Here is a 19,247-nt window from a genome sequence, read left to right as displayed (position 1 = left end):
GGTTCGGCCGACGTCGGCGCGGGCGATCACGATCCGACTCCAGCGGGCCGAGCGGCGGTCGGCGACGGACCCTTCGGAGCCTTGTAGGCGCCGGGCTTGCGCCGCTCTTCGATCAGGCTGTCCAGCGTCATGGCGCAGATCCACTCCTTGAACTTGGCTGCGCTCCGCCCGCCCAGCGACAGGGCACGCGGGCTGTCGTCCGCGCGCACGAACTGAATGTAACCGGATTTGCGGCCGAGGCTCAGACATTGCGCCACGAATCCGATCGACAGCGGCTGCGGGGAGTCGCCGTGGAGTCGCGCCAGCACCACCGCCGCGGCGTGTCCGCCGAGCGGCAGCGCGGTCGCGCACCCCATACGCAGATGATCGGCCACCGACGGGGGAGCCGTGACCGCGTCGCCGGCTCCGATGATGTCGGGATGGTCGATGCTGGTGAGGGTTTCGTCCACCCGCAGCCGCCCAGCCGGATCCGTGGTCAGCCCGCTGCGGACCGCGAGGTCGGGCACACCGAACGCGGCCGCCCAGGCGCAGGCGTCGAATCCGATCCGCGCACCGGTGGTGGTGATCAGCGCGCCGTCGACCACCTGGTCGATCGACGTGTCCGGGCGTAGCGTCACCCCCTGGCGCTCCAGCTGGGCGGTGACTTTGCGCCGTGCTGCCGGGCGCATGAAATCCAGTACCGCACCGGCGGATACGAGTTCGGTGCGCAGTCGAGGATGCGCCGCGGCGATTTCCGCGGCGGTCTCCACCCCGGTCGGCCCGCCGCCGACGATCACGACCCGCGCGCCCTCCGGGAGATTCCGCAGCGACGGGGACATACGGGCGGCGCTCTCCGGCGTGGGTATCCGGAAGGTGTGCTCCGCGATTCCGGCGACCCCGCGATCCGCGCCGCTGCCCACCGCGTAGACGAGCGTGTCATAGGGGACGGGAGTGGTGTCGCCGCCGACCGCCACGTCGACCAGTTTGGCGGCCGGATCGATGAGCGCGGCCGAGCCCACCAGCAGCCGGACGTCGGGATGCAGCACCCGGGTCAAGGGCGTGGCCGCTGTCGCCCTGGTACCGGCCGCGACCTCGTGCAGGCGGATGCGTTCCACGAAATCCGGCCTCGGGTTGACCACGGTGATCGTGCACGCCGGGGCGTGCGGCCCCGCCTTCGCCAGGGTGGACAGCGTCCGATTCGCGGCCAGCACGCCCGCGTACCCGGCTCCGAGGACGACGATCCGGTGCGGGGTACCGGATCGATTGCCGGTGGTTATTGCCATGATTGCCTCCCGGTGTTCGGGGCCTGCGGATGCCGGGCCCTGCCGATCTGACGATGTACCGGGCCTCGGTGTCAGGGACCGACGTGATCGCGCCCGCACCGGGGCGAGCCGGGGTGCCGCCGGCGCGCCCGGTGTGAGGCGGCTCACGTGGGCGACACCCCAGCGTCGCGCTCCTGTCAAACCCTGCCTAACCGCGGAAGACCTCTACATGGGCGCCGGTGGTGACAGCGAAGATGCCGGGGCCCGCTCCGGTGCAGCCCGTGGTGATCCGGTCGCCGGAGGGAGTGAAGGGGTAGCTCAGCGTGTAGTAGGGGCCGATGGCGTAGAGCGGGAACGGGCCGCTGGCGTAGAGGCCGACGCACTCGACGCGCAGCACGTAATCGCTGCCGCCGTCGGGGAAACAGATCGCCGAGGCGCCGAACAGATCACGGTCGACGACGCAATCCTGTGGCGCGGCCTCGGCGGCTCCGGTGCCGATGAGCGCGGTGCACGACAGGCCCGCGATACCTGCGGCGGCGACGCGCGCCGCGGTGACGATCGTCTTCTTCATGGACATTCCTCCTGTATTCGAGTGATTTTCATGGTTCGACGCTGGACGGTCGTGACGGTGGGGCGGTCGCACCTCCTGGGGTTCGGTGGGTCGGGCAGGTATCGGACCTCGCGCTCATCCACCCCGGACCGAGGCGGGCTCGATCGTGACGGCCGCGGGCCGCTCGGGCGCGTCGACCCCGTGCCGAGGGCGCATCGCCGCCGCCGCGAGCAGGCCGAGCAGCGTGAGCGCGGCGGCCACCACGACCGTGGTGCGCAGCCCTTCGGCGGTCGCGAGGCGCAGGGCCTCCCCGTGGAGTCCGTCCAGTCCCGCGTTGGCGATGCCGACGAGCACCGCGAGGCCCGCGCCGACGCCGACCTGCATCGCGGTGTTGGCCATCCCGCCTGCGGTGCCCTGCTCGTGTTCGGCGACGCCGGCGCCCGCTGCGGCGAACATCGTCGGGAAGATGGTGCCCATCCCGGCGCCGTACACCACGATCCCGGCGAGGATCGTCCAGTAGGAGCCGTCGGGGACCATCCCCGCTGCCAGCAGCCCACCGCCCGCCGCGCCGAGCAGCAGGCCCGCGAGCAACGTGGCGCGGATGCCGATCCGGACGATCAGCCGTTCGGCGACGAAGTTCGCGACGGCGATCATCACCGACAGGCTCAGGAACACCAGCCCGGTGACGAGCGCGCTGTAGCGCCACACGTTCTGGAGGAACAGCGTGAGGAAGTAGACGACATTCTGGGTGCTCGCGCCGAAGACGAAGATGACCGCCAGCGCGGGCCCGAGCGCCCGCCCCAGCCGCAGCGGCATGAGTGGCCCGGCGCTGCGCGACTCGATCACCAGGAACGCGCCGAGCAGCACCACCGCCGCCGCCCCTCCGGCCAGCACCGGCGACGATGTCCAGCCCGACTCGGGCGCTTGCGCCACCGTGAACACCAGCAGGGTGACGCCGACGGTTCCGGTGAGCGCGCCGGGTATGTCGAAGCCGCGCCCGCGATCGCGTGGACCGTCCGCGCGCAGGACGAGGAACGCCGCGCCGCCGCCGACGAGGACAAGGGGAATGTTGATCAAGAACACGGCCTGCCAGCCGAACGCGCTGGTCAGCACGCCGCCGAGCAGCGCGCCGAGGCTGAGCCCGCCTGCACCGGCCATCGCCCAGACCGCGAGCGCCCTGATCCGTTCCCTGCCCTCCTCGAACATCGTGTTCACCAGCGACAGGGTGGCGGGGAACAACAGCGCCGCGCCGACACCCTGGATCGCGCGGGCGGCGATCAGCGCGGTCGTGGTGGTGGCCAGTCCGCCGAGGAGCGAGGCGGCGCCGAACAGCGCCATGCCGAGGGCGAACATCCGGCGCCTGCCGAGCAGGTCCGCCGAGCGTCCGCCCAGGAGCAGCAGCCCGCCGAAGAAGATCGCGTAGGCGCTGACCACCCACTGCATCGAATGCCCGGAGAAGCCCACGTCGCGCGCGATATCGGGCAGCGCGACGTAGATGATCGTGAAGTCCAGTGAAGTGATGAGGCTGGAGAAGGCCAGCAGGGCCAGAGCCGCGGCCGGGTGTTTTCTCATGAGAATCCTTACTGCGTGCTCAGAGCGGGTAGGGGTGGGCTTCGCGCGCCTCGCGCAGCGCGCGGGCCCACCAGGTGAGCTGATTGAGCAGGGCGGTCGCGGCGGCGCTCGCACCGGCCAGATCGAGGGGCCTGCCGGTGTCGTCGAACTTGTTCCAGCACGAGTGGAAACTCACGGTGTCGCGGATCGTGACGGCGTGGAGTTCGCCGAGAACCTGGCGCAGTTGCTCGGCGGCGCGCAGGCCGCCCGAGACGCCGCCGTAGCTGACGATGGCGACCGGTTTCGCCCTCCACTCCTCGACGTAGGAGTCGATGGCGGTTTTGAGCGGGGCGGGATAGCCCCGGTTGTATTCGGGCGAGACGATCACGAACGCGTCGGCGCGCGCCAGGCGCGGCGAGAGCGCCGCGACCGCGGCGTCGGAGCCGGGTGCGTCGAGGACGTCGGACAGCGCGGTGTCGGCGAGATCGATCAGGTCGAGGTCGAGCCCGCCGTGCGCGGTCGCGTGCTCATGGAACCAGGTGGCGACCGTCGGGCCGAACCGTTGTCCTCGCGTGCTGCCGATGATGATCGCCACGTGCACGGCATCGGTTGCTTGCATAGGGTCTGCCTTCCAGCCGAAGTCGTTCGTTCCCCACGACTTTCGCCGCCATGGCCTACCCGTCGCCTACAACGGCCCTACACGGCGATCACCCGCCCTTACCCGGGCCGTATCGTCACGGGCATGAGGTTCGGCGTGCTCGGCCCCCTGGCGGTGTGGACGGATCGGGGCGCGCGGGTGGCGATCCCGGCCGGGCAGGTGCGCACGGTGCTCGCCGTTCTGCTCGTCCACCGCGACCGGCCGGTATCGACCGACCGGCTCATCGACATCCTGTGGCCGCGGCGGGCGCCCCGTGACGCGGCGAGCGCCCTGCAGGTCAAGGTCTCGCAACTGCGCGCCGCCCTCGCCGCGGCCGAACCCGGCGCGCGCGCCCTGGTGACGTCGCGCTCCGCGAGCTACCGCCTGGAGGTGGCGGCCGTGGCCGTGGACGCGGGCCGGTTCGAGGAGTCGCTCGCGCGCGCCGGAGCGGACGCCCGATCGCGGGCCGACGCGCTCACCGCCGCCTTGCGGCTCTGGCGCGGTACGGCATTCGCCGATCTGGGCGACGCGGAGTTCGCGGTGGTCGAGGCCGCCCGGCTGGAGGAACTGCGGCTGTCGGCGGTGGAGGCGCGGGCCGAAGCCCTGCTCGAACTCGCTGAGGACGACGACCTGGTCGCGGAGCTGGCGCCGCTGGTCGCCGAACATCCCCTGCGCGAGCGGCTGCGCGCCGCGCACCTGCGCGCGCTGTACCGGTCCGGGCGGCAGAGCGAGGCGCTGGCCGGGTTCACCGAACTGCGCGAGCGGCTGCGCACCGATCTCGGTATCGACCCCGGGCCCGAGGTGACCGCCGTGCACCGCGCGATCCTGGCCCAGGACCCGATGCTCGCACCGAACCCGGCGACCGCGCCGACGAACCTGCCCGGCGAGCTGACCGAACTGATCGGCCGGGCCGAGGCGGCGCACGAGGTGCGCGCGCTGCTCGGCGAGTACCGGATGGTCACCCTCGTCGGACCGGGCGGCGTCGGCAAGACCCGGCTCTCGATCGAGGTGGCGCGCTCGCTCGATCCGGACCATCTCGACGGCGTGTGGTTCGTGGAGCTGGCCGGTATCGACGCCACCTCGGCCACGCGGTCGACCGTCGTGGACACCGTGCACGCGGCCCTCGGCATCCGCCACGACATCGGCTCCGCCGCCGGTCCGTTCGAGCAGCTGACCGCCGCGCTGGATGGCAAGCGGGTGCTGCTGGTCCTGGACAACTGCGAGCACCTGGTGACCGTGGCCGCCGAGGTGACCGAGCGACTGCTGCGCTCGGCCGCGGGAGTGCGGGTCCTGGCCACGAGTCGCGAGCCACTCGGCGTGGATGGTGAAGCGATCTACCCGGTCCCGGCGCTCGAATTGCCTCACTCGCCGGCCGATATCGGCGTCGAGACGTTGCCGAAATTCAGCGCGGTCCGGCTGTTCGCCGCGCGAGCGGCGGCCGCGTCGCCCGGCTTCACCATCGACGCCGCCAACGCGGCGGCCGTCGCCACCATCTGCCGCCGGCTCGACGGGATTCCGCTGGCGCTGGAACTCGCGGCGGCGCGCGTGCGAGCGCTGGGCGTGCGGGAACTGGCCGCCCGTATGGACGACAGGTTCGAGTTGCTGGTCGCCGGACGGCGGGGCGGGCCGGGCAGGCAGCAGACACTGCGCGCGGTGATCGACTGGAGCTGGGAGCAGTTGACCGAGCCGGAACAGGTGGTGCTGCGCCGACTTTCGGTGCACGGCGACGGGTTCGGGCTGGCAGCGGCCGAAAGTGTCTGCGCGAGTGCTGATCTGTCTGGCGCGCGCGTGCCGGACCTGCTCGCGCGGCTGGTGGACCGTTCACTCGTCGCGATGACCGACACCGATGCCGGACCGCGCTACCGGCTGCTGGAATCGGTGGCCCTGTACTGCTCGGAGCGGCTCGCCGCCGCCGGCGAGACCGACCCGGTGCACGGGGTGCGCAACGAGTACTACGCGGGGCTGGCCGAACGGGCGCGGGCGCGACTGCGCGGCGCCGACCAGCGAAAGTGGCTCGCGGAATTGGACGTCGAGTACGCGAATCTCCGCTCCGCCGTGGAGGATTCGGTGCGACGCGGAGACGCCGATGTCGCGCTGCGCCTGGTCGACGCCTTGGCCTGGTATTGGTTTCTGCGTGGGCGGATCAGGGAGGGCATCCGGCTGCTCGACGCGGCGCTCGGCGTTGACCCGGGCGCCGCGCCCGCGCTGCGCGCCCGCGTCAACGGGTGGTGCTCGGCGCTCACGCTGCTCAGTGTGCGCGCGTCGGATCGGCCGGAACTGGTCGAGGCGGCGACCGCGGGATTCGACGGGGTGGACGATCCGGCGGGCCTGGCGTTCACCGAGTGGCTGCTCGGTGAGGCGCTGCTCGGTGGCGGTGATCAGGTGGTGAGTGACACGCTGGCCCAGCGCGCGCTGGCGGGATTCCGTGCGGCGCAGGATCAGTGGGGGCTGGCCGCCGCGCTGAGCAGCGCCGCCCACCACGCCATGCTGCGCGGAGAGCTCACGGCCATGCATCGCGATGCCGCCGAAAGCGCCCGCCTCTTCGCGGTTCTCGGCGACCGGTGGGGGCAACTGCGGGCCGCCGAACTGCTCGGCCGCCGCGCCGAGATCGTCGGAGACTACGACGAGGCCGTCCGCTTGCGCCGCGACGGGCTGCGCCGGGCCGAGGAACTCTGCCTGTGGCCGCGGGTGGCCGACATGCTGTCGGGGCTGGGCAGGCTCGCGCTGCTGGCGGGCGATCTGCCCCGAGCACGGCGACTCCACGAGCGCGCGCTCGACCTGTCGGTGCACCAGGGGCACGAACTCGGCCGGGTCTTCGCCGAGGTCGGCCTCGGTATCGGTGCGCGCCGCGAGGGCAGGCTCGACGACGCCGAGCGACACACACGGGCGTCCCTGGACTGGAACCGGCAGGTCGGCTACGCGCCGGGCGTGGCCCACAGCCTGGCCGAACTCGGCTTCATCGCCGAACTGCGCGGCGATCCCGACCGGGCTCGCGCCCTGCACGACGAGGGGCTGACCGTGGCCAGGTCCACTGGGGACCCCCGCGCGGTGGCTCTCGCTCAGGAAGGTCTCGCCGGTGCCGCCGCGCTGGCCGGGCACATCGACGAAGCCCGCCTGCTCCTCGCCGCCGCGACCGATGCCCGCGCCGAGACGGGCGCGCCACTGCCCGACGAGGAGCGCTTCGACGTGGACCGTATCGCGGCGGCGATCGCCGCGACCGTCCGCGAGCGGTCCTGATGTCCGTCGTTTCCGCGATGCCGCGGGCTGGTACCGCCATCGGATCAGGGTGACCGCGGCACCTGCGGAGCTCGTCGGGACGAGCTCATCACCTCGTCCCACCACCCCAGGAGGGGACTCGGTTGTGCACTCGGGTCGAACCAGTCCCGAGCGGCCGGGCGGCTGCGGTGACGTCGCATCGATGGTGTTGCTGCCGGTGCCGGGATCGAATGTCCAACGGCACCCGGCGGCAGGACAAAGGCCCCTGTGTTCGGGTTCGCCGTGGTGGTCGAATCGCTGTGACCACTACCGGCCGAAATCCGCGTCTGTCGAAGAGGAGCCGACTTGCCGATCATCACGCCGTCGTCGACAGCCGCGCATCACGAACTGTCCTCGCACGAGGTTGTGCTGCGGCTGGAGGCAGATCCGCATCGTGGTCTGAGCGAGCAGAAGGCGGTCGAGCGCCTGGCGCGTTTCGGACCGAACAGCTTGCCCGCGGCCGAGGGCACGGGGTCGGCCGCGCGGATCGCGCGTCAGTTCCACCATCCGTTGATCTATGTCCTGATCGCGGCCGGAACGATCACCGCCGCGCTGGACGAATACGTGGATTCGGCGGTGATCTTCGGTGTCGTGCTGATCAACGCGGTGGTCGGATTCATCCAGGAGGCAAAGGCCGAGGCCGCGCTCGAGGGTCTGCGGTCGATGGTGCGTACCCGGGCGAGGGTGGTCCGCGACGGGCACCAGCGGACCGTCCCGTCCGAGGAACTCGTGCCTGGCGACCTGGTCCTGCTCGAGGCGGGCGACAAGGTGCCCGCCGATCTGCGGCTGGTCCGGGTGACCGAACTGCGGGTCGACGAGTCGGCGCTGACAGGGGAGTCCGCGCCGACGGTCAAAGACGATGTGGTGTTGCCGGGGTCGACAGCGGTCGGGGATCGGCGCAACATGGCCTACTCGGGGACACTGGTGGCCACGGGCAGCGGAGCGGGATTGGTGGTGGCCACCGGCGGCGAGACCGAGCTGGGCGAGATCCATCGGCTGGTCGGTGCGGCGGAGACGCTGGATACGCCACTGACGGCGAAGCTCGCCGAGTTCAGCAAGATCCTGACCGCGGGAATCCTCGTTCTCGCCGCGCTGACCTTCGGCGTCGGTCTGCTGCGTGGGCAAGACACGGTCGAGACCTTCACCGCCGCGATCGCGCTCGCGGTCGGCGCCATCCCGGAAGGACTTCCAGCCGCGGTGACGATCACGTTGGCCATCGGCGTAGCCCGGATGGCGCGGCGGCGCGCGGTGATTCGTCGGTTGCCCGCGGTGGAGACGTTGGGTGGCACCACGGTGATCTGCACGGACAAGACCGGCACCCTCACGCAGAATCAGATGACGGTGACCACTGTGTGGACACCTCGAGGCCGGTTCACGGTCACGGGGCTCGGCTACGCGCCGGAAGGCGTCATCCACGACGCACACGACAACGTGGCCGCACTCGGTTCCCACCCGGCGTTGCGGTGGTCACTGCTTGCCGGTGCCGCGTGCAACGACGCGGCCATGACCGAGCATGCGGGACAGTGGCAGGTGGTGGGCGACCCCACCGAGGGGGCGATGCTGGTTGCCGCCGCCAAGGCCGGGCTCGGCCCTGCCGTGGTAGCGCGGGCACTACCACGGCGCGCGACGATCCCGTTCAGTTCGCAGCGCAACTACATGGCGACACTGCACGAAGATGCGACGAGCGTGGACTCGAAGGGGCACGTGGTGCTGGTCAAGGGCTCCGTCGAACGGGTCCTTTGCCTGTGTGCCTGCCAGCTGGACGGTGAAGGCGTCGCCGCGCCCGTGAACAGTGTGGCGGTGCTCGATGCCGCCGCGGAGCTGGCAGGGCAGGGTCTGCGGGTGCTGGCGACGGCGATGCTGCCGGTGGCCGGATCGAACGAGTTCGGCCCAGCGGACTTCGACGAGGAACTGCTCTCGAACCGCATGGTCTTCACCGGCTTGCAGGCCATGGCCGATCCGCCCCGGGCAGCGGCGGCCGGTGCGGTGGCCGCGTGCCATGCGGCGGGGATCGCGGTCAAGATGATCACCGGTGACCATGCCGGGACCGCCACCGCGATCGCCGGTCAGGTCGGTCTGCTCGACCCGAACGAGCCCGCCGAGGACAGGGTGCTCACCGGCACCGAGCTGGCCGCGCTGTCGGGCGCGGAGTTCACGGCGGCGGTGGAACGGGCGAGTGTCTTCGCCAGGGTCTCGCCGGAACAGAAGCTGCGACTGGTCGAAGCGCTCCAGGCTCGCGAGCATGTCGTCGCCATGACCGGCGACGGGGTCAACGACGCGCCGGCCCTGCGGCAGGCGGGGATCGGCGTGGCCATGGGCCTCGGCGGCACCGAGGTCGCCAAGGACGCCGCGGACATGGTGCTCACCGACGATGATTTCGCGACCATCGAAGCCGCGGTCGAAGAGGGCCGCGGCGTGTTCGACAACCTCACCAAGTTCATCGCCTGGACACTGCCGACGAACATCGGCGAGGGCCTGGTGATCTTCGCCGCGATCGTCTTCGGCGCGGCACTGCCGATCATGCCGACCCAGATCCTGTGGATCAACATGACTACTGCGGTGGCTCTAGGACTGATGCTCGCGTTCGAACCCAAGGAAGCGGGCATCATGGCCCGGCCGCCGCGTGCACCGGATCAACCACTGCTGACTCGCGCGCTGATGGCGCGGATTCTGCTGGTGTCCTCGCTCCTGGTCGCCGGCGCGTGGTGGCTGTTCCAGTGGGAACTCGCCAATGGGGCAAGCCTTCCCGAAGCCCGTACCGCCGCCGTGAATCTGTTCGTCCTGGTCGAAGTCTTCTACCTGTTCAGCTGCCGGTCGCTGGCTCGCTCCGCATGGCGGCTCGGGTTCTTCACCAACCGGTGGCTCATCATCGGCGTGGCCGGTCAACTGGCCGGTCAACTCGCGATCACGTATGTGCCCGCCATGAACACCGTCTTCGACACCGCCCCCATCGGCGGCGACGCGTGGCTGCGGATCCTGCTGATCGCCGCCGCGGCGAGTCTTGTGGTCGCGGTGGACAAACGCGTGCGGCGAGGGCACGCGCGATGACCGGGAACGGCCGGGATCGCGGCAGTAGCTGCACGGGTGGCTCGGCGCGTCATCGACCGACGTGGCGCAGGAGGGCATCGTGCGCCGAGCAGCTTCGCAGCCTCCCGGACGACCGCCGGCTCGCTCCAGGGGCGATTAGGAGATGCCCGGACTTCTGAGCGTGTGGATCGCGAAGGCGGCGGCGAGCACACGCGATTCGGCGGGGTCGGCGGGGTCGAGGCCGGTGATTTCGCGGATGCGGCGCAGCCGGTAGGTGTAGGTGTTGGGGTGGACATGGATCTCGCGTGCGGCCGGCTTCCGGTTGCTGCCGTGTCGCAGGTGCGCTTCGAGTGCCGCGACCAGATGTGGATTGTCGAGCAGCGGAATCATCTGCCGCGCCAGTCGTTCCCGTGCTGGGCCGGGACGGGTGAGTTGGTAGTCCAGTAGCAGGTCGTCGAGGCGGTAACAGCCGCTGGCCAATCCGCGCAGGTGGGCGAGCTCGGTCAGCTCGTTCGCGTTCTCGATCGCCGCGGGAATCCGCTCGCGGGCGATCTTGGTGAACTCGGCCAGGTGCACGGTCGTTCCGAACTGCTTGCTCAGGCGGACTGCCAGGTCGTCGAGTGCGTCACCGATCTCCACATCGTCGCTCAGTAGCGCGATACCCTGCGTGCCGTCGAAGCTCGCCGGTGTCATCGTGCCGGTGAGGTCGTCCAGGGCGTGCTGGAGGACCCGGATCCGGCGCCTGGTCACCAGGGTGGCCGCGGTGCTCGCGGTACTCGGATCGTCGAGCCGGATCGTCAGCACGGTGTAGTGGTCGGTCAGGGCCGTGCCGGCATCGGTGGCCAGTTCCTCGGCGGGGAGCCCGCGTGCCAGTGCCGAGTACAGTTCGCGGTGCGCTCGGCGACGGTCGTTGTAGATGGCCTCCTCGACCTCGGTGTAGGTGGCGACGACAGTAGCGTTGATGTGCTGCAAGATCTCCAGCAGTCGGCCGAAGACCCGGCCGAACTCAGCTTGTTCCCGCGGGCCGGTCACCGCTGCCAGTTCCGCCAGGACCGCTTGCGACGACCCATGGATCGCGTTGATCAGCATCGGCAGCGGCAGCCGGTCTTCGGCGTGTCGCTCGGCGACCGGGCGCACGAATGCCGCCACCTCGGCGTGGGTGAATACGCGATCGGCGGCGATCGCTTGCAGGACTGCCCGCCCGCACGCGTAGATGGTGGGCAGAACCTCGGCGGTGAAATGGTCGGCGGGCAGATCTGCCGGCGCGGTGACGACCAAGCCGTCGGCCAGCATGCGCTCACTGATCTGCGGCCAGCGACTCAGCAGGCGTGCAGTCAACGCGGGTGCAGCACACACTGAATCCTGGACAAGCATCCCCTGATTCTGTCGTATCGGCAGGCGCCGGACACCGCACCGGCCACAGGAGGCCGGAACCTTGGGCTGCGCGCCGAACATGCGACGGCGTTTTCGGCGGATACGCCAACTCGGCCGATCGGCCGGGAAGCATCCGAGGTGATCGCCACCCGTGAAACGGCACAGCGCTCCGTTGCTGAGGTGGGTGACGGGCGGGAACCGCGACGCCGTTGGCGAGCCAGGTACCTCTCACCGTCCGCGGCGAACGGGCCCGACGAGTCGGCCGTAGCCCGGCGGGGTTGCCCTCCGCTCCAGCGTCTAGGCCGGGGGCGTTGCCGAACCCACAGGCAGCGGGCCGATGAACGGCAGGACGGGAAAGCACCCCGGCGACGGGTGCCCGTCGCCGGATAGCGCGGCCAGGACCACCGACACCGCGACCGGGTCGGCGGTGAGCTCGTAGTGCTCGGTGTAGTCCTGTGCGCACAGGTCCTGCACCACCACGTTGTCGACGTTCGCACCGGCGAGTAGGCCGGTCTCGTACGGTGTGGCGATCTCGTCGTAGCGGGTGACGATGGTGGTGAAATCGATGCCGGGCGCCACCGCGGGGTCGGGTCGCAGGTCCGTGAGATACGGCGAACCGTAGGAGAACTGGCACGGACCACACTGCCGGGTGATCGCGTCGTCGAGTTCCGGCACGGTGGTCGCCACGGTGTCGAACATGGATTGGATGCCGCTGAGCGTCGTCCCGTGAAACGGGGCTGCCATCGCGACGTAGTCGTCGATCCGGGGCCCTCCGCCGAGATGGTTGATGTAGTGGAACGGGATCGCACCCCCCATCGAGTGGCCGACCAGATCGACTTTCGCCGCTCCGGTCGCCGACAGCACACGGTCGATGAACGCCCCGATCTGGACCGCGCTGTCCGAGATCGGTCCCAGGGCACCGAGCGAACCGAGGGCGCCGGTGCCGTAGGTGGTGCTGAACACGCAGTGCCCCTCGGCGGCCAGCACCGGCGCGAGGGTGTTCCAGGTGACTGTCTGATTGCTCAGCCCGTGCAGCAGGACCACCGGCTCTGGATGAGCGTGGTCGAGTCGGCACGTCCAGTCGTTGGCTCCCGGCGGCGATGCGTCGGGCGCGCGGAACTGTGCGGCTACCCCGTCGAGGTAGCTGTAGGACACCTCGCCCTCGGCAGTCGCCGGTGGTGATCCCAGGGGTGAAACGGCCAGCGCCACTGCGGTCGTCACGACCAGAGCCGACCAGCTTGCCATCAGTGCCTCCTCGGCGTAGTCCGGCGACCGTACTCTATGACCGACCGCCCGGTCATAGAGTACCGGCTCGCGACCACGCCCGTCGACGGCCATCGTTCCCAGGCTGCCCTCGTGGATGTCGTGACCGGACACAAAGACGCCGCGTCGGTGAGATCGGTCATCACGTGTGCGAGCGTCCCGGCCCAGGTGCTGACCCAGTCGAGCTGTTCAATCAGTGATTGAATCGATGTTTGAACTGTGTCAGACTCGGCGGCATGGCTGAGAAGACGTCCGCGTCGTCGGATACCAGGGAACGGCTGCTCTCCGCCGCGGAGCGCCTGTTGTCGACCGAGCGCTTCGAGGAGGTCTCGGTTCGTGGGATCTGCGTCGAGGCGGGGACGAACCCGGCCGCGGTCCACTACCACTTCGGGTCGAAGGACGCGCTGGTCGCGGCGCTCATCGAGGACCGGCTCGGGCCGTTGTGGGCCGACCGGTTGTCCGTGGTTGCCGCCGTATCCGCGACAGTGGTCGAGGTGGTGGACGCGGTGCTCGAGCCGTTCGTCGAACTGTCCGCCGATCCGCTCGGCAGGCTGCACCTGCGGTTGCTGGCGCAGTTCGTGCTGGGCGGACACCAGGTCAGCTGGCATCGTCCCTGGTTCCGGCTGGAGTCCTGGGTCGGGTTGCTGCCAGAGCTCGCCGAGGCCGAGAGCCGTCGTCGCTGGACGTTGGCGTTCCAGCTGATCATCATGCGTTTCGGCGGAACCGAGCCGCGCGGGCGGGAAATGTCGGAACGAGAGGTGGCAACGCTGCGCGACTTCGTGGTCGCTGGGTTGAGTGCCCCGTCGGGAAACGAGGAATGATGACAGAGGTATTCGCGCCGGCTCGGCTCGGCCCGATCACGCTGCGCAACAGGGTGATCAAAGCGGCGACCTTCGAAGGCAGGACGCCGCAGGCCCTGGCCACCGATGCGTTGATCGACTTCCATCGTGAGGTGGCCGCCGGTGGCGTCGGGATGACGACAGTGGCCTATTGCGCGGTCGCACCCGGCGGGCGAACGCATCGGGAAGAGATCTGGATGCGCCCCGAGGCGGTGCCGGGACTGCGCAGGCTCACCGACGCCGTGCATGCCGAGGGAGCCGCGGCGAGCGCGCAGATCGGGCATGCGGGCCCGGTGGCGAACGCGTCCTCCAACCGAGCGCCCGCGTTGGCGCCGAGCCGGATGTTCAGTCCGCTGGCCATGCGTCCGATGAAGGTCCCCTCCGAGAGTGTGATTCGCGAACTCGTCGCCGCGCACGCGAACGCGGCGCTGCTGGCCGAGCAGGCCGGATTCGACGCGATCGAGATCCACTTCGGCCACAACTATCTCGCCAGCTCGTTCCTGAGCCCGATGCTGAACCGGCGCACCGATCGCTACGGCGGTTCCGCGGAGAACCGCGCCCGCTTCGCCAGGGAGATCGCCGAGGCCGTGCGTGCGGCGGTGGGTGATCGACTCGCGATCACGGCGAAACTGAGCATGGAAGACGGCGTGCGCGGAGGTTTGACCGTGCCGGAATCCTTGCAGGTGGCGCGTTGGCTGGAGTCCGACGGTGCGCTCGACGCCCTGGAACTCACGGCTGGCAGTTCGCTGCTCAATCCCATGCTGTTGTTCCACGGCGACGCGCCCCGCGACTCGTTCGCGAAAGTCCTGCCGATTCCGGCTCGCTGGGGGTTCAAGCTCGTCGGGCGTTCCTTCCTCAAGGACTACCCCTACCGGGAAGCGTTCCTGTTGGAGCGGGCGCGTCAATTCCGCCGCGAACTGTCCATGCCGCTGATCCTGTTGGGCGGCATCACCAATATGGACACCATGCGGCGGGCGATGGCCGAGGGATTCGAGTTCGTCGCCATGGGCCGGGCTCTGCTCCGAGAACCGAATCTCTTGCGGCGCATCCAATCCGATGCGAGCACCCGATCCGCGTGCGTGCACTGCAACGAGTGCATGCCGACCATCTACACCGGGACCCGCTGCCCGTTCCGCATCGCCGAGCCGGACGGCGAGGGATTGGAACGCATCTAGGCGGGGCGAGGGTGCCGAGTCCGTACACGTTGCCAGTTGATCGCGGTGTACGAGCACAAGGCCCTTCGAGGGCTGGATCTGGGGTGCGAACTCGTTCGACCAGTGGGTCGTGGAGCTCGGAAAGCGGCTCGGCACGAGCATCCACGACGCCATGTGCTCTGATCAACCGGCAGGATTCGACAGCTCCACCGATGCGCTCATCGCCCGCTACCGACAGGCTCGGCGGCAGGCGCGCCCGACATCCAGACCTACCGAAGGGATCTTCGACGATGGCATCACCCACGGCGTCCGCCCAGATCGGCGTGACCGGCCTCGCGGTCATGGGCAGCAATATTGCCCGCAACTTCGCGCGCAACGGTTACACCGTCGCGCTGCACAACCGTAGTGCCGCCAAGACCGACGCGCTGCTCGCGGCGCACGGCGACGAGGGCGATTTCGTGCGCACCGAGACCATCGCCGAGTTCGTCGCCGCGCTCGAACGCCCGCGCCGGGTGCTGATCATGGTGAAGGCGGGCGCGGCGACCGACACGGTGATCGAGGAGCTCGCCGACGCCATGGAGCCCGGCGACATCATCATCGACGGCGGCAACGCGCTCTACACCGACACCATTCGGCGCGAGGCCGCGATGGCCGCGCGCGGGCTGAACTTCGTGGGAGCGGGCATCTCCGGCGGCGAGGAGGGTGCGCTCAACGGTCCGGCCATCATGCCCGGCGGGCCGAAGGAGTCCTACGAGTCGCTGGGACCGATGCTGGAGTCGATCGCCGCGCAGGTCGACGGCACCCCGTGCTGCACCCACATCGGCCCCGACGGCTCAGGGCATTTCGTGAAGATGGTGCACAACGGGATCGAATACGCCGACATGCAGCTCATCGGCGAGGCGTATCACCTGTTCCGTGACGCGTTGGGCCTGGACGCCCGGCAAATCGCCGAGGTGTTCACCGGGTGGAACGCCGGTGATCTGGAGAGCTACCTGGTCGAGATCACCGCCGAGGTGCTGAACCAGGTCGACGCCAAGACCGGCAAGCCCCTGGTGGACGTGATCGTCGATGCGGCCGAGCAGAAGGGCACCGGCCGGTGGACGGTCAAGTCCGCGCTCGATCTGGGAGTTCCGGTCACCGGCATCGCCGAGGCCGTGTTCGCGCGCGCACTGTCGGGGTCGCGGGCCCAGCGCGCGGCCGCGGTCGGGCTGGCATCGGGCACGCTGGCCGGCAAGCCGACCGACATCGCGCAGTTCACCGAGGACATCCGCCAGGCCCTCTACGCCTCCAAGATCGTGGCCTATGCCCAGGGCTTCGACCAGATCGCGGCCGGATCCGCCGAGTACGGCTGGGATATCGATCCCGGTGACATGGCCACCATCTGGCGTGGCGGCTGCATCATCCGTGCCCGCTTCCTCAACCGGATCAAGGAAGCCTACGAGGCGAACCCGGACCTGCCCTCGCTCCTGCTCGCCCCGTACTTCCGCGAGGCCATCGAGACCGCGATCGATTCCTGGCGGCGCGTGGTGTCGACGGCCACGTTGCTCGGCATCCCGGTCCCGGCCTTCGCCTCCTCGCTGTCCTATTACGACGCGCTGCGCGCCGAACGCCTGCCTGCCGCGCTCACCCAGGGGCAGCGCGACTTCTTCGGCGCGCACACCTATGAGCGGGTCGACGCCGAGGGCAAGTTCCACACCTTGTGGAGCGGCGACCGCAGCGAGATCCAGGCCTGACCGCGAGTCCTACGAGCCGGTGACGGGGCATCGGTTGCGGCAGGGGCTGCCCCGCCACCGTCGCGGAATCGAGGTGATCAGCCGGCGATGGAGGTGGCGGGTTCGGTCGGTGCGGCGGCGGATGGCCGACGGATCCGGCTGAGCGAGTAGGCGACGGCCGCGACCCAGACCACGGTGATGGCAAGGTACGTGGCCCAGCGGGTCGTGGTTCCCGCGTCGATCCACTCGCCGCGGAGCAGGGTGCGGGTGTTGGTGAGAACGATGAGGCCGCCTACGGCGGAGCCGAGGACTCGGGGCGGCACGTGGCGGACCACCCAGGCGGCGATCGGGGCGGCGATCAGGCCGCCGACGAGCAGCGCGAGCGCCCAGGTGGCGTTGATTCCGGCGGTGCCGAGGCCGACGAGGAAGCCGATGCTCGCGGCGACGGCCACCAGGAATTCGCTGGTGTCGATGGAGCCGATCACCTTGCGCGGTTCCATCCGGCCGCTGGCGAGAACGGCCGGGGTGCCGACCGGACCCCAACCGCCGCCGCCGGTGGCGTCGAGGAATCCGGCCACCAGGCCGAGGGGTGTCAGGAATCGCTTCCCGAGCGGCCTGCCGAGGTGGTGGCGGGGGAGGTCGAGCAGGGTGAACCGGCCGAGCAGGTAGATCCCGAGGCCGAGCAGTGCCAGTGCCATGACGGGCTTGGCGAGGTCGGTGGACAGACTCGACAGGACGGTGGCGCCGAGAAACGCGCCGACCGCTCCGGGGACGCCGATCTTGGCGACCACGCGCCAGTCCACATTGCCGAACTTCCAGTGCGCGGCGCCCGAGGCGAGGGTGGTGCCGATCTCGGCGAGGTGCACGGTCGCCGACGCGGCAGCGGGGTTCGTGCCGATGGCGAGCAGCAGGGTCGTCGAGGTGACGCCGTAGGCCATGCCGAGGCTGCCGTCGACGAGCTGGGCGGCGAGCCCGGCGAGAGCCAGGAGGATAACGGTTCGCATGTCCGGGAATGTAGGCGGCGGCTGTGCGCGGGCAGAGGGTTCGGATCACCGCGATTCCAGGACGGGGAGTCGCCGGCTCCCTGGTCCGCTCGGAGCTCCTCGGATTAGAAGGGCCTTTTTCCTCTATTTGCCTCGGATTAGCGGTGCTGAGATGGTGACCACGGCGTCGAACGGGTCGCCACGATGTGACAGTAGGACACCTGATGAAGAGCAGCGACAGCCGCCGCACCCGTGCCACGCTCGCGCATGGGCGCGGCATCGTGGTGTCGGGTGTGCAGACCCCGTGCGGGAACACGCGCCGCAGTGGCGAGCGACGGGTCGAGACCGCGCTCGGCTATCTGCGGACCGATATCAGCGGTGTCGGCCAGGTCTGGGACGAGGAACGGATGCGTTTCGCGGCCGAGGAACAGGGCTACGACCTGCGTAAGACCATCGCGTTCGGCCCCACCGTCTTCGACCCGATCGGCCGCCTGGCCGCGATCGCGGCGGAGCTCGGGGTGGATGCGGTGTTGAGCCCATCGGCGGCCCACCTCGGTGCTGTCGTGCCGGACCTGCTGCGCGGTATCTGCGCGATCGTCGTGGTCGACCCGCTCGTCACCTACCCGCGGTTCGACCCGCAAAGGGTCCGATGACCGATCCGCCGAGGTCGAGGTGCCGAGGTCGGTGGACAGCCGACGCGAGGCCCTCGGGCTGGGCCGACGGCGGGTAACCGGGGTCTCGAGGCAGAATATGGGGGTGGATCGAGAGCCCGGGGACTGGTCGGTGCCCGTCCGGCGATACCGATCCGCGGCGATGGAGCGGCTGCGTCGAAAGTGGGAAAGAAGATGAACGCCTCCGAGGGTGGTTCCGGTACGCCCGACGGTGCGGCGTCCAATGTCGTGCGCCTGCCGCGGCGGCCAAGGCGCGGCCGCGAGGACGCGGGCGACGCCGAGCGCAAGCCCTGGTCGCCGGACCCGGTCTACGACCCGGCACCCACCCGCCCGGTGACGCGGGCCGAGTTGCAGGCCGCAACGGAGTCGTGGCCCGCCGACGCCCCACCGCCGACCGGTCGTGCGGCCGGGCACGAGGGAAACGTCATCGACCTCGACGAGTCGCGCCGTAACCGCGCGAAGGGCGACGTTCCGGCCAGGGCGGTGCGACCGAAGATGACGCCGCGCAGGATCGGTCCCGGCGAGCGGACGTAGGGCACACCGAAGTGGCCGATCGCGGCGGCGGACCCTGTGGTCACTGGCTCGGCTCCGGCAGCCGGCAGTCGGTGACCTTCGGATTGGCACCAAGATAGTTGAGCGGGCCCGCGGCGACCGTCAGCGCGATCGTGCCCCATGCTCCGCAGTCGACCGGCGGATTCGTGAAATAACTCCGCTGATGCGCCGCGACGAGACCGGCGCCGAGCCAGATCAGCAGTAGCGCGGAGAACACCCGTTTCGCGGTCTGATGCGGTGGCCTGGCATGAACCACTTCGCGGATCTCGCGAGAACGCCGGTTCCGTCGGTCGCGCATCGTCTCGCATCCTTCCCGTGTGCGATCGTCACGCCGATAACTCGTGTGAACTGCGGCAACTCCGTGGATACTGCTGACCGGTGCGCGGTCTGTCCATCCATGGTGCCACGAGCCCGTCCCGCACGCGGCTGTGCTGGGCG

Annotated in this window: 16 protein-coding genes; 8 read left to right on the top strand and 8 right to left on the bottom strand. The window is 70.0% G+C overall.

Features of this window, described 5'->3' with window-relative positions; all coding sequences use genetic code 11:
• Positions 1-26 precede the first annotated feature (26 nt).
• From ACFOW8_RS26475 to ACFOW8_RS26460, 4 genes are all read right to left on the bottom strand, one after another.
• The gene (locus ACFOW8_RS26475; protein WP_378554248.1) at positions 27-1,262 is read right to left on the bottom strand and encodes an NAD(P)/FAD-dependent oxidoreductase; all 1,236 of its coding nucleotides are present in this window, start codon (positions 1,260-1,262) and stop codon (positions 27-29) included.
• 187 nt (positions 1,263-1,449) lie between these two features.
• Positions 1,450-1,812, bottom strand: a complete 363-nt coding sequence (locus tag ACFOW8_RS26470; protein WP_378554247.1) for a hypothetical protein — start codon at positions 1,810-1,812, stop codon at positions 1,450-1,452.
• 114 nt (positions 1,813-1,926) lie between these two features.
• On the bottom strand, positions 1,927-3,363 hold the full coding sequence (locus ACFOW8_RS26465) for an MFS transporter (protein ID WP_378554246.1): 1,437 nt from the start codon (positions 3,361-3,363) through the stop codon (positions 1,927-1,929).
• 19 nt (positions 3,364-3,382) lie between these two features.
• Positions 3,383-3,961 carry an NADPH-dependent FMN reductase gene (locus ACFOW8_RS26460; protein ID WP_378554245.1) on the bottom strand — a complete coding sequence of 193 codons (579 nt, stop codon included), beginning with the start codon at positions 3,959-3,961 and terminating at the stop codon, positions 3,383-3,385.
• Positions 3,962-4,084: 123 nt separating this feature from the next.
• Between ACFOW8_RS26460 and ACFOW8_RS26455 the strand changes: the two genes are divergently transcribed.
• Both ACFOW8_RS26455 and ACFOW8_RS26450 read left to right on the top strand, forming a co-directional pair.
• Positions 4,085-7,216, top strand: a complete 3,132-nt coding sequence (locus ACFOW8_RS26455) for a BTAD domain-containing putative transcriptional regulator (protein WP_378554244.1) — start codon at positions 4,085-4,087, stop codon at positions 7,214-7,216.
• A gap of 330 nt (positions 7,217-7,546) precedes the next feature.
• Positions 7,547-10,282 carry an HAD-IC family P-type ATPase gene (locus tag ACFOW8_RS26450; RefSeq protein ID WP_378554680.1) on the top strand — a complete coding sequence of 912 codons (2,736 nt, stop codon included), beginning with the start codon at positions 7,547-7,549 and terminating at the stop codon, positions 10,280-10,282.
• 135 nt (positions 10,283-10,417) lie between these two features.
• Here ACFOW8_RS26450 and ACFOW8_RS26445 read toward each other — a convergent pair whose 3' ends face one another.
• Both ACFOW8_RS26445 and ACFOW8_RS26440 read right to left on the bottom strand, forming a co-directional pair.
• Positions 10,418-11,599, bottom strand: coding sequence for a PucR family transcriptional regulator (locus ACFOW8_RS26445; RefSeq protein WP_378554243.1), 1,182 nt, complete (start codon positions 11,597-11,599; stop codon positions 10,418-10,420).
• 333 nt (positions 11,600-11,932) lie between these two features.
• On the bottom strand, positions 11,933-12,880 hold the full coding sequence (locus ACFOW8_RS26440; protein WP_378554242.1) for an esterase/lipase family protein: 948 nt from the start codon (positions 12,878-12,880) through the stop codon (positions 11,933-11,935).
• A gap of 254 nt (positions 12,881-13,134) precedes the next feature.
• On the opposite strand from ACFOW8_RS26440, the gene ACFOW8_RS26435 reads away from it, so the two are divergent.
• From ACFOW8_RS26435 to gndA, 4 genes are all read left to right on the top strand, one after another.
• A complete protein-coding gene (locus tag ACFOW8_RS26435) occupies positions 13,135-13,719 on the top strand; it encodes a TetR/AcrR family transcriptional regulator (protein ID WP_378554240.1) in 585 nt (194 codons plus the stop codon).
• Positions 13,719-14,912, top strand: coding sequence for an NADH:flavin oxidoreductase (locus ACFOW8_RS26430; RefSeq protein WP_378554238.1), 1,194 nt, complete (start codon positions 13,719-13,721; stop codon positions 14,910-14,912). The genes ACFOW8_RS26435 and ACFOW8_RS26430 overlap by 1 nt, the downstream gene beginning before the upstream one ends.
• A 76-nt stretch (positions 14,913-14,988) precedes the next feature.
• Positions 14,989-15,297 (top strand): hypothetical protein, encoded by a 309-nt coding sequence (locus ACFOW8_RS26425; protein ID WP_378554679.1) that lies wholly within the window; start codon positions 14,989-14,991, stop codon positions 15,295-15,297.
• Entirely contained in the window at positions 15,182-16,624 is a 1,443-nt protein-coding gene (gene gndA / locus ACFOW8_RS26420; protein ID WP_378554237.1) for an NADP-dependent phosphogluconate dehydrogenase, read from the top strand. Before ACFOW8_RS26425 ends, gndA begins: the two co-directional genes overlap by 116 nt.
• Before the next feature lie 77 nt (positions 16,625-16,701).
• Here the strand turns inward: gndA and ACFOW8_RS26415 are convergent, their stop codons facing one another.
• Entirely contained in the window at positions 16,702-17,607 is a 906-nt protein-coding gene (locus ACFOW8_RS26415) for a sulfite exporter TauE/SafE family protein (protein WP_378554235.1), read from the bottom strand.
• A 203-nt stretch (positions 17,608-17,810) separates the two neighbouring features.
• Between ACFOW8_RS26415 and ACFOW8_RS26410 the strand changes: the two genes are divergently transcribed.
• Both ACFOW8_RS26410 and ACFOW8_RS26405 read left to right on the top strand, forming a co-directional pair.
• Positions 17,811-18,239: a hypothetical protein gene (locus ACFOW8_RS26410; RefSeq protein WP_378554234.1), complete on the top strand. Its 429-nt coding sequence runs from the start codon at positions 17,811-17,813 to the stop codon at positions 18,237-18,239.
• A gap of 192 nt (positions 18,240-18,431) precedes the next feature.
• Positions 18,432-18,791 (top strand): hypothetical protein, encoded by a 360-nt coding sequence (locus tag ACFOW8_RS26405; protein WP_378554233.1) that lies wholly within the window; start codon positions 18,432-18,434, stop codon positions 18,789-18,791.
• Positions 18,792-18,831: 40 nt separating this feature from the next.
• On the opposite strand, the gene ACFOW8_RS26400 is transcribed toward ACFOW8_RS26405, so the two are convergent.
• Complete coding sequence (locus ACFOW8_RS26400; protein WP_378554232.1) at positions 18,832-19,107, bottom strand: hypothetical protein; 276 nt, start codon at positions 19,105-19,107, stop codon at positions 18,832-18,834.
• Positions 19,108-19,247: the final 140 nt, after the last annotated feature.

Origin of the sequence: Nocardia rhizosphaerae (assembly GCF_042650365.1) — a bacterium.
GTDB lineage: Bacteria > Actinomycetota > Actinomycetes > Mycobacteriales > Mycobacteriaceae > Nocardia > Nocardia rhizosphaerae.
This window is presented reverse-complemented; position numbering and strand designations above follow the sequence as displayed.

Bases quoted from the DNA above. Each gene is read 5' to 3' on its own strand.
- ACFOW8_RS26475 (WP_378554248.1), bottom strand. From the start codon at position 1,262: ATGGCAATAACCACCGGCAATCGATCCGGTACCCCGCACCGGATCGTC.
- ACFOW8_RS26470 (WP_378554247.1), bottom strand. From the start codon at position 1,812: ATGAAGAAGACGATCGTCACCGCGGCGCGCGTCGCCGCCGCAGGTATC.
- ACFOW8_RS26465 (WP_378554246.1), bottom strand. From the start codon at position 3,363: ATGAGAAAACACCCGGCCGCGGCTCTGGCCCTGCTGGCCTTCTCCAGC.
- ACFOW8_RS26460 (WP_378554245.1), bottom strand. From the start codon at position 3,961: ATGCAAGCAACCGATGCCGTGCACGTGGCGATCATCATCGGCAGCACG.
- ACFOW8_RS26455 (WP_378554244.1), top strand. From the start codon at position 4,085: ATGAGGTTCGGCGTGCTCGGCCCCCTGGCGGTGTGGACGGATCGGGGC.
- ACFOW8_RS26440 (WP_378554242.1), bottom strand. From the start codon at position 12,880: ATGGCAAGCTGGTCGGCTCTGGTCGTGACGACCGCAGTGGCGCTGGCC.
- ACFOW8_RS26435 (WP_378554240.1), top strand. From the start codon at position 13,135: ATGGCTGAGAAGACGTCCGCGTCGTCGGATACCAGGGAACGGCTGCTC.
- ACFOW8_RS26430 (WP_378554238.1), top strand. From the start codon at position 13,719: ATGACAGAGGTATTCGCGCCGGCTCGGCTCGGCCCGATCACGCTGCGC.
- gndA (WP_378554237.1), top strand. From the start codon at position 15,182: ATGGCATCACCCACGGCGTCCGCCCAGATCGGCGTGACCGGCCTCGCG.
- ACFOW8_RS26415 (WP_378554235.1), bottom strand. From the start codon at position 17,607: ATGCGAACCGTTATCCTCCTGGCTCTCGCCGGGCTCGCCGCCCAGCTC.
- ACFOW8_RS26410 (WP_378554234.1), top strand. From the start codon at position 17,811: ATGAAGAGCAGCGACAGCCGCCGCACCCGTGCCACGCTCGCGCATGGG.
- ACFOW8_RS26405 (WP_378554233.1), top strand. From the start codon at position 18,432: ATGAACGCCTCCGAGGGTGGTTCCGGTACGCCCGACGGTGCGGCGTCC.
- ACFOW8_RS26400 (WP_378554232.1), bottom strand. From the start codon at position 19,107: ATGCGCGACCGACGGAACCGGCGTTCTCGCGAGATCCGCGAAGTGGTT.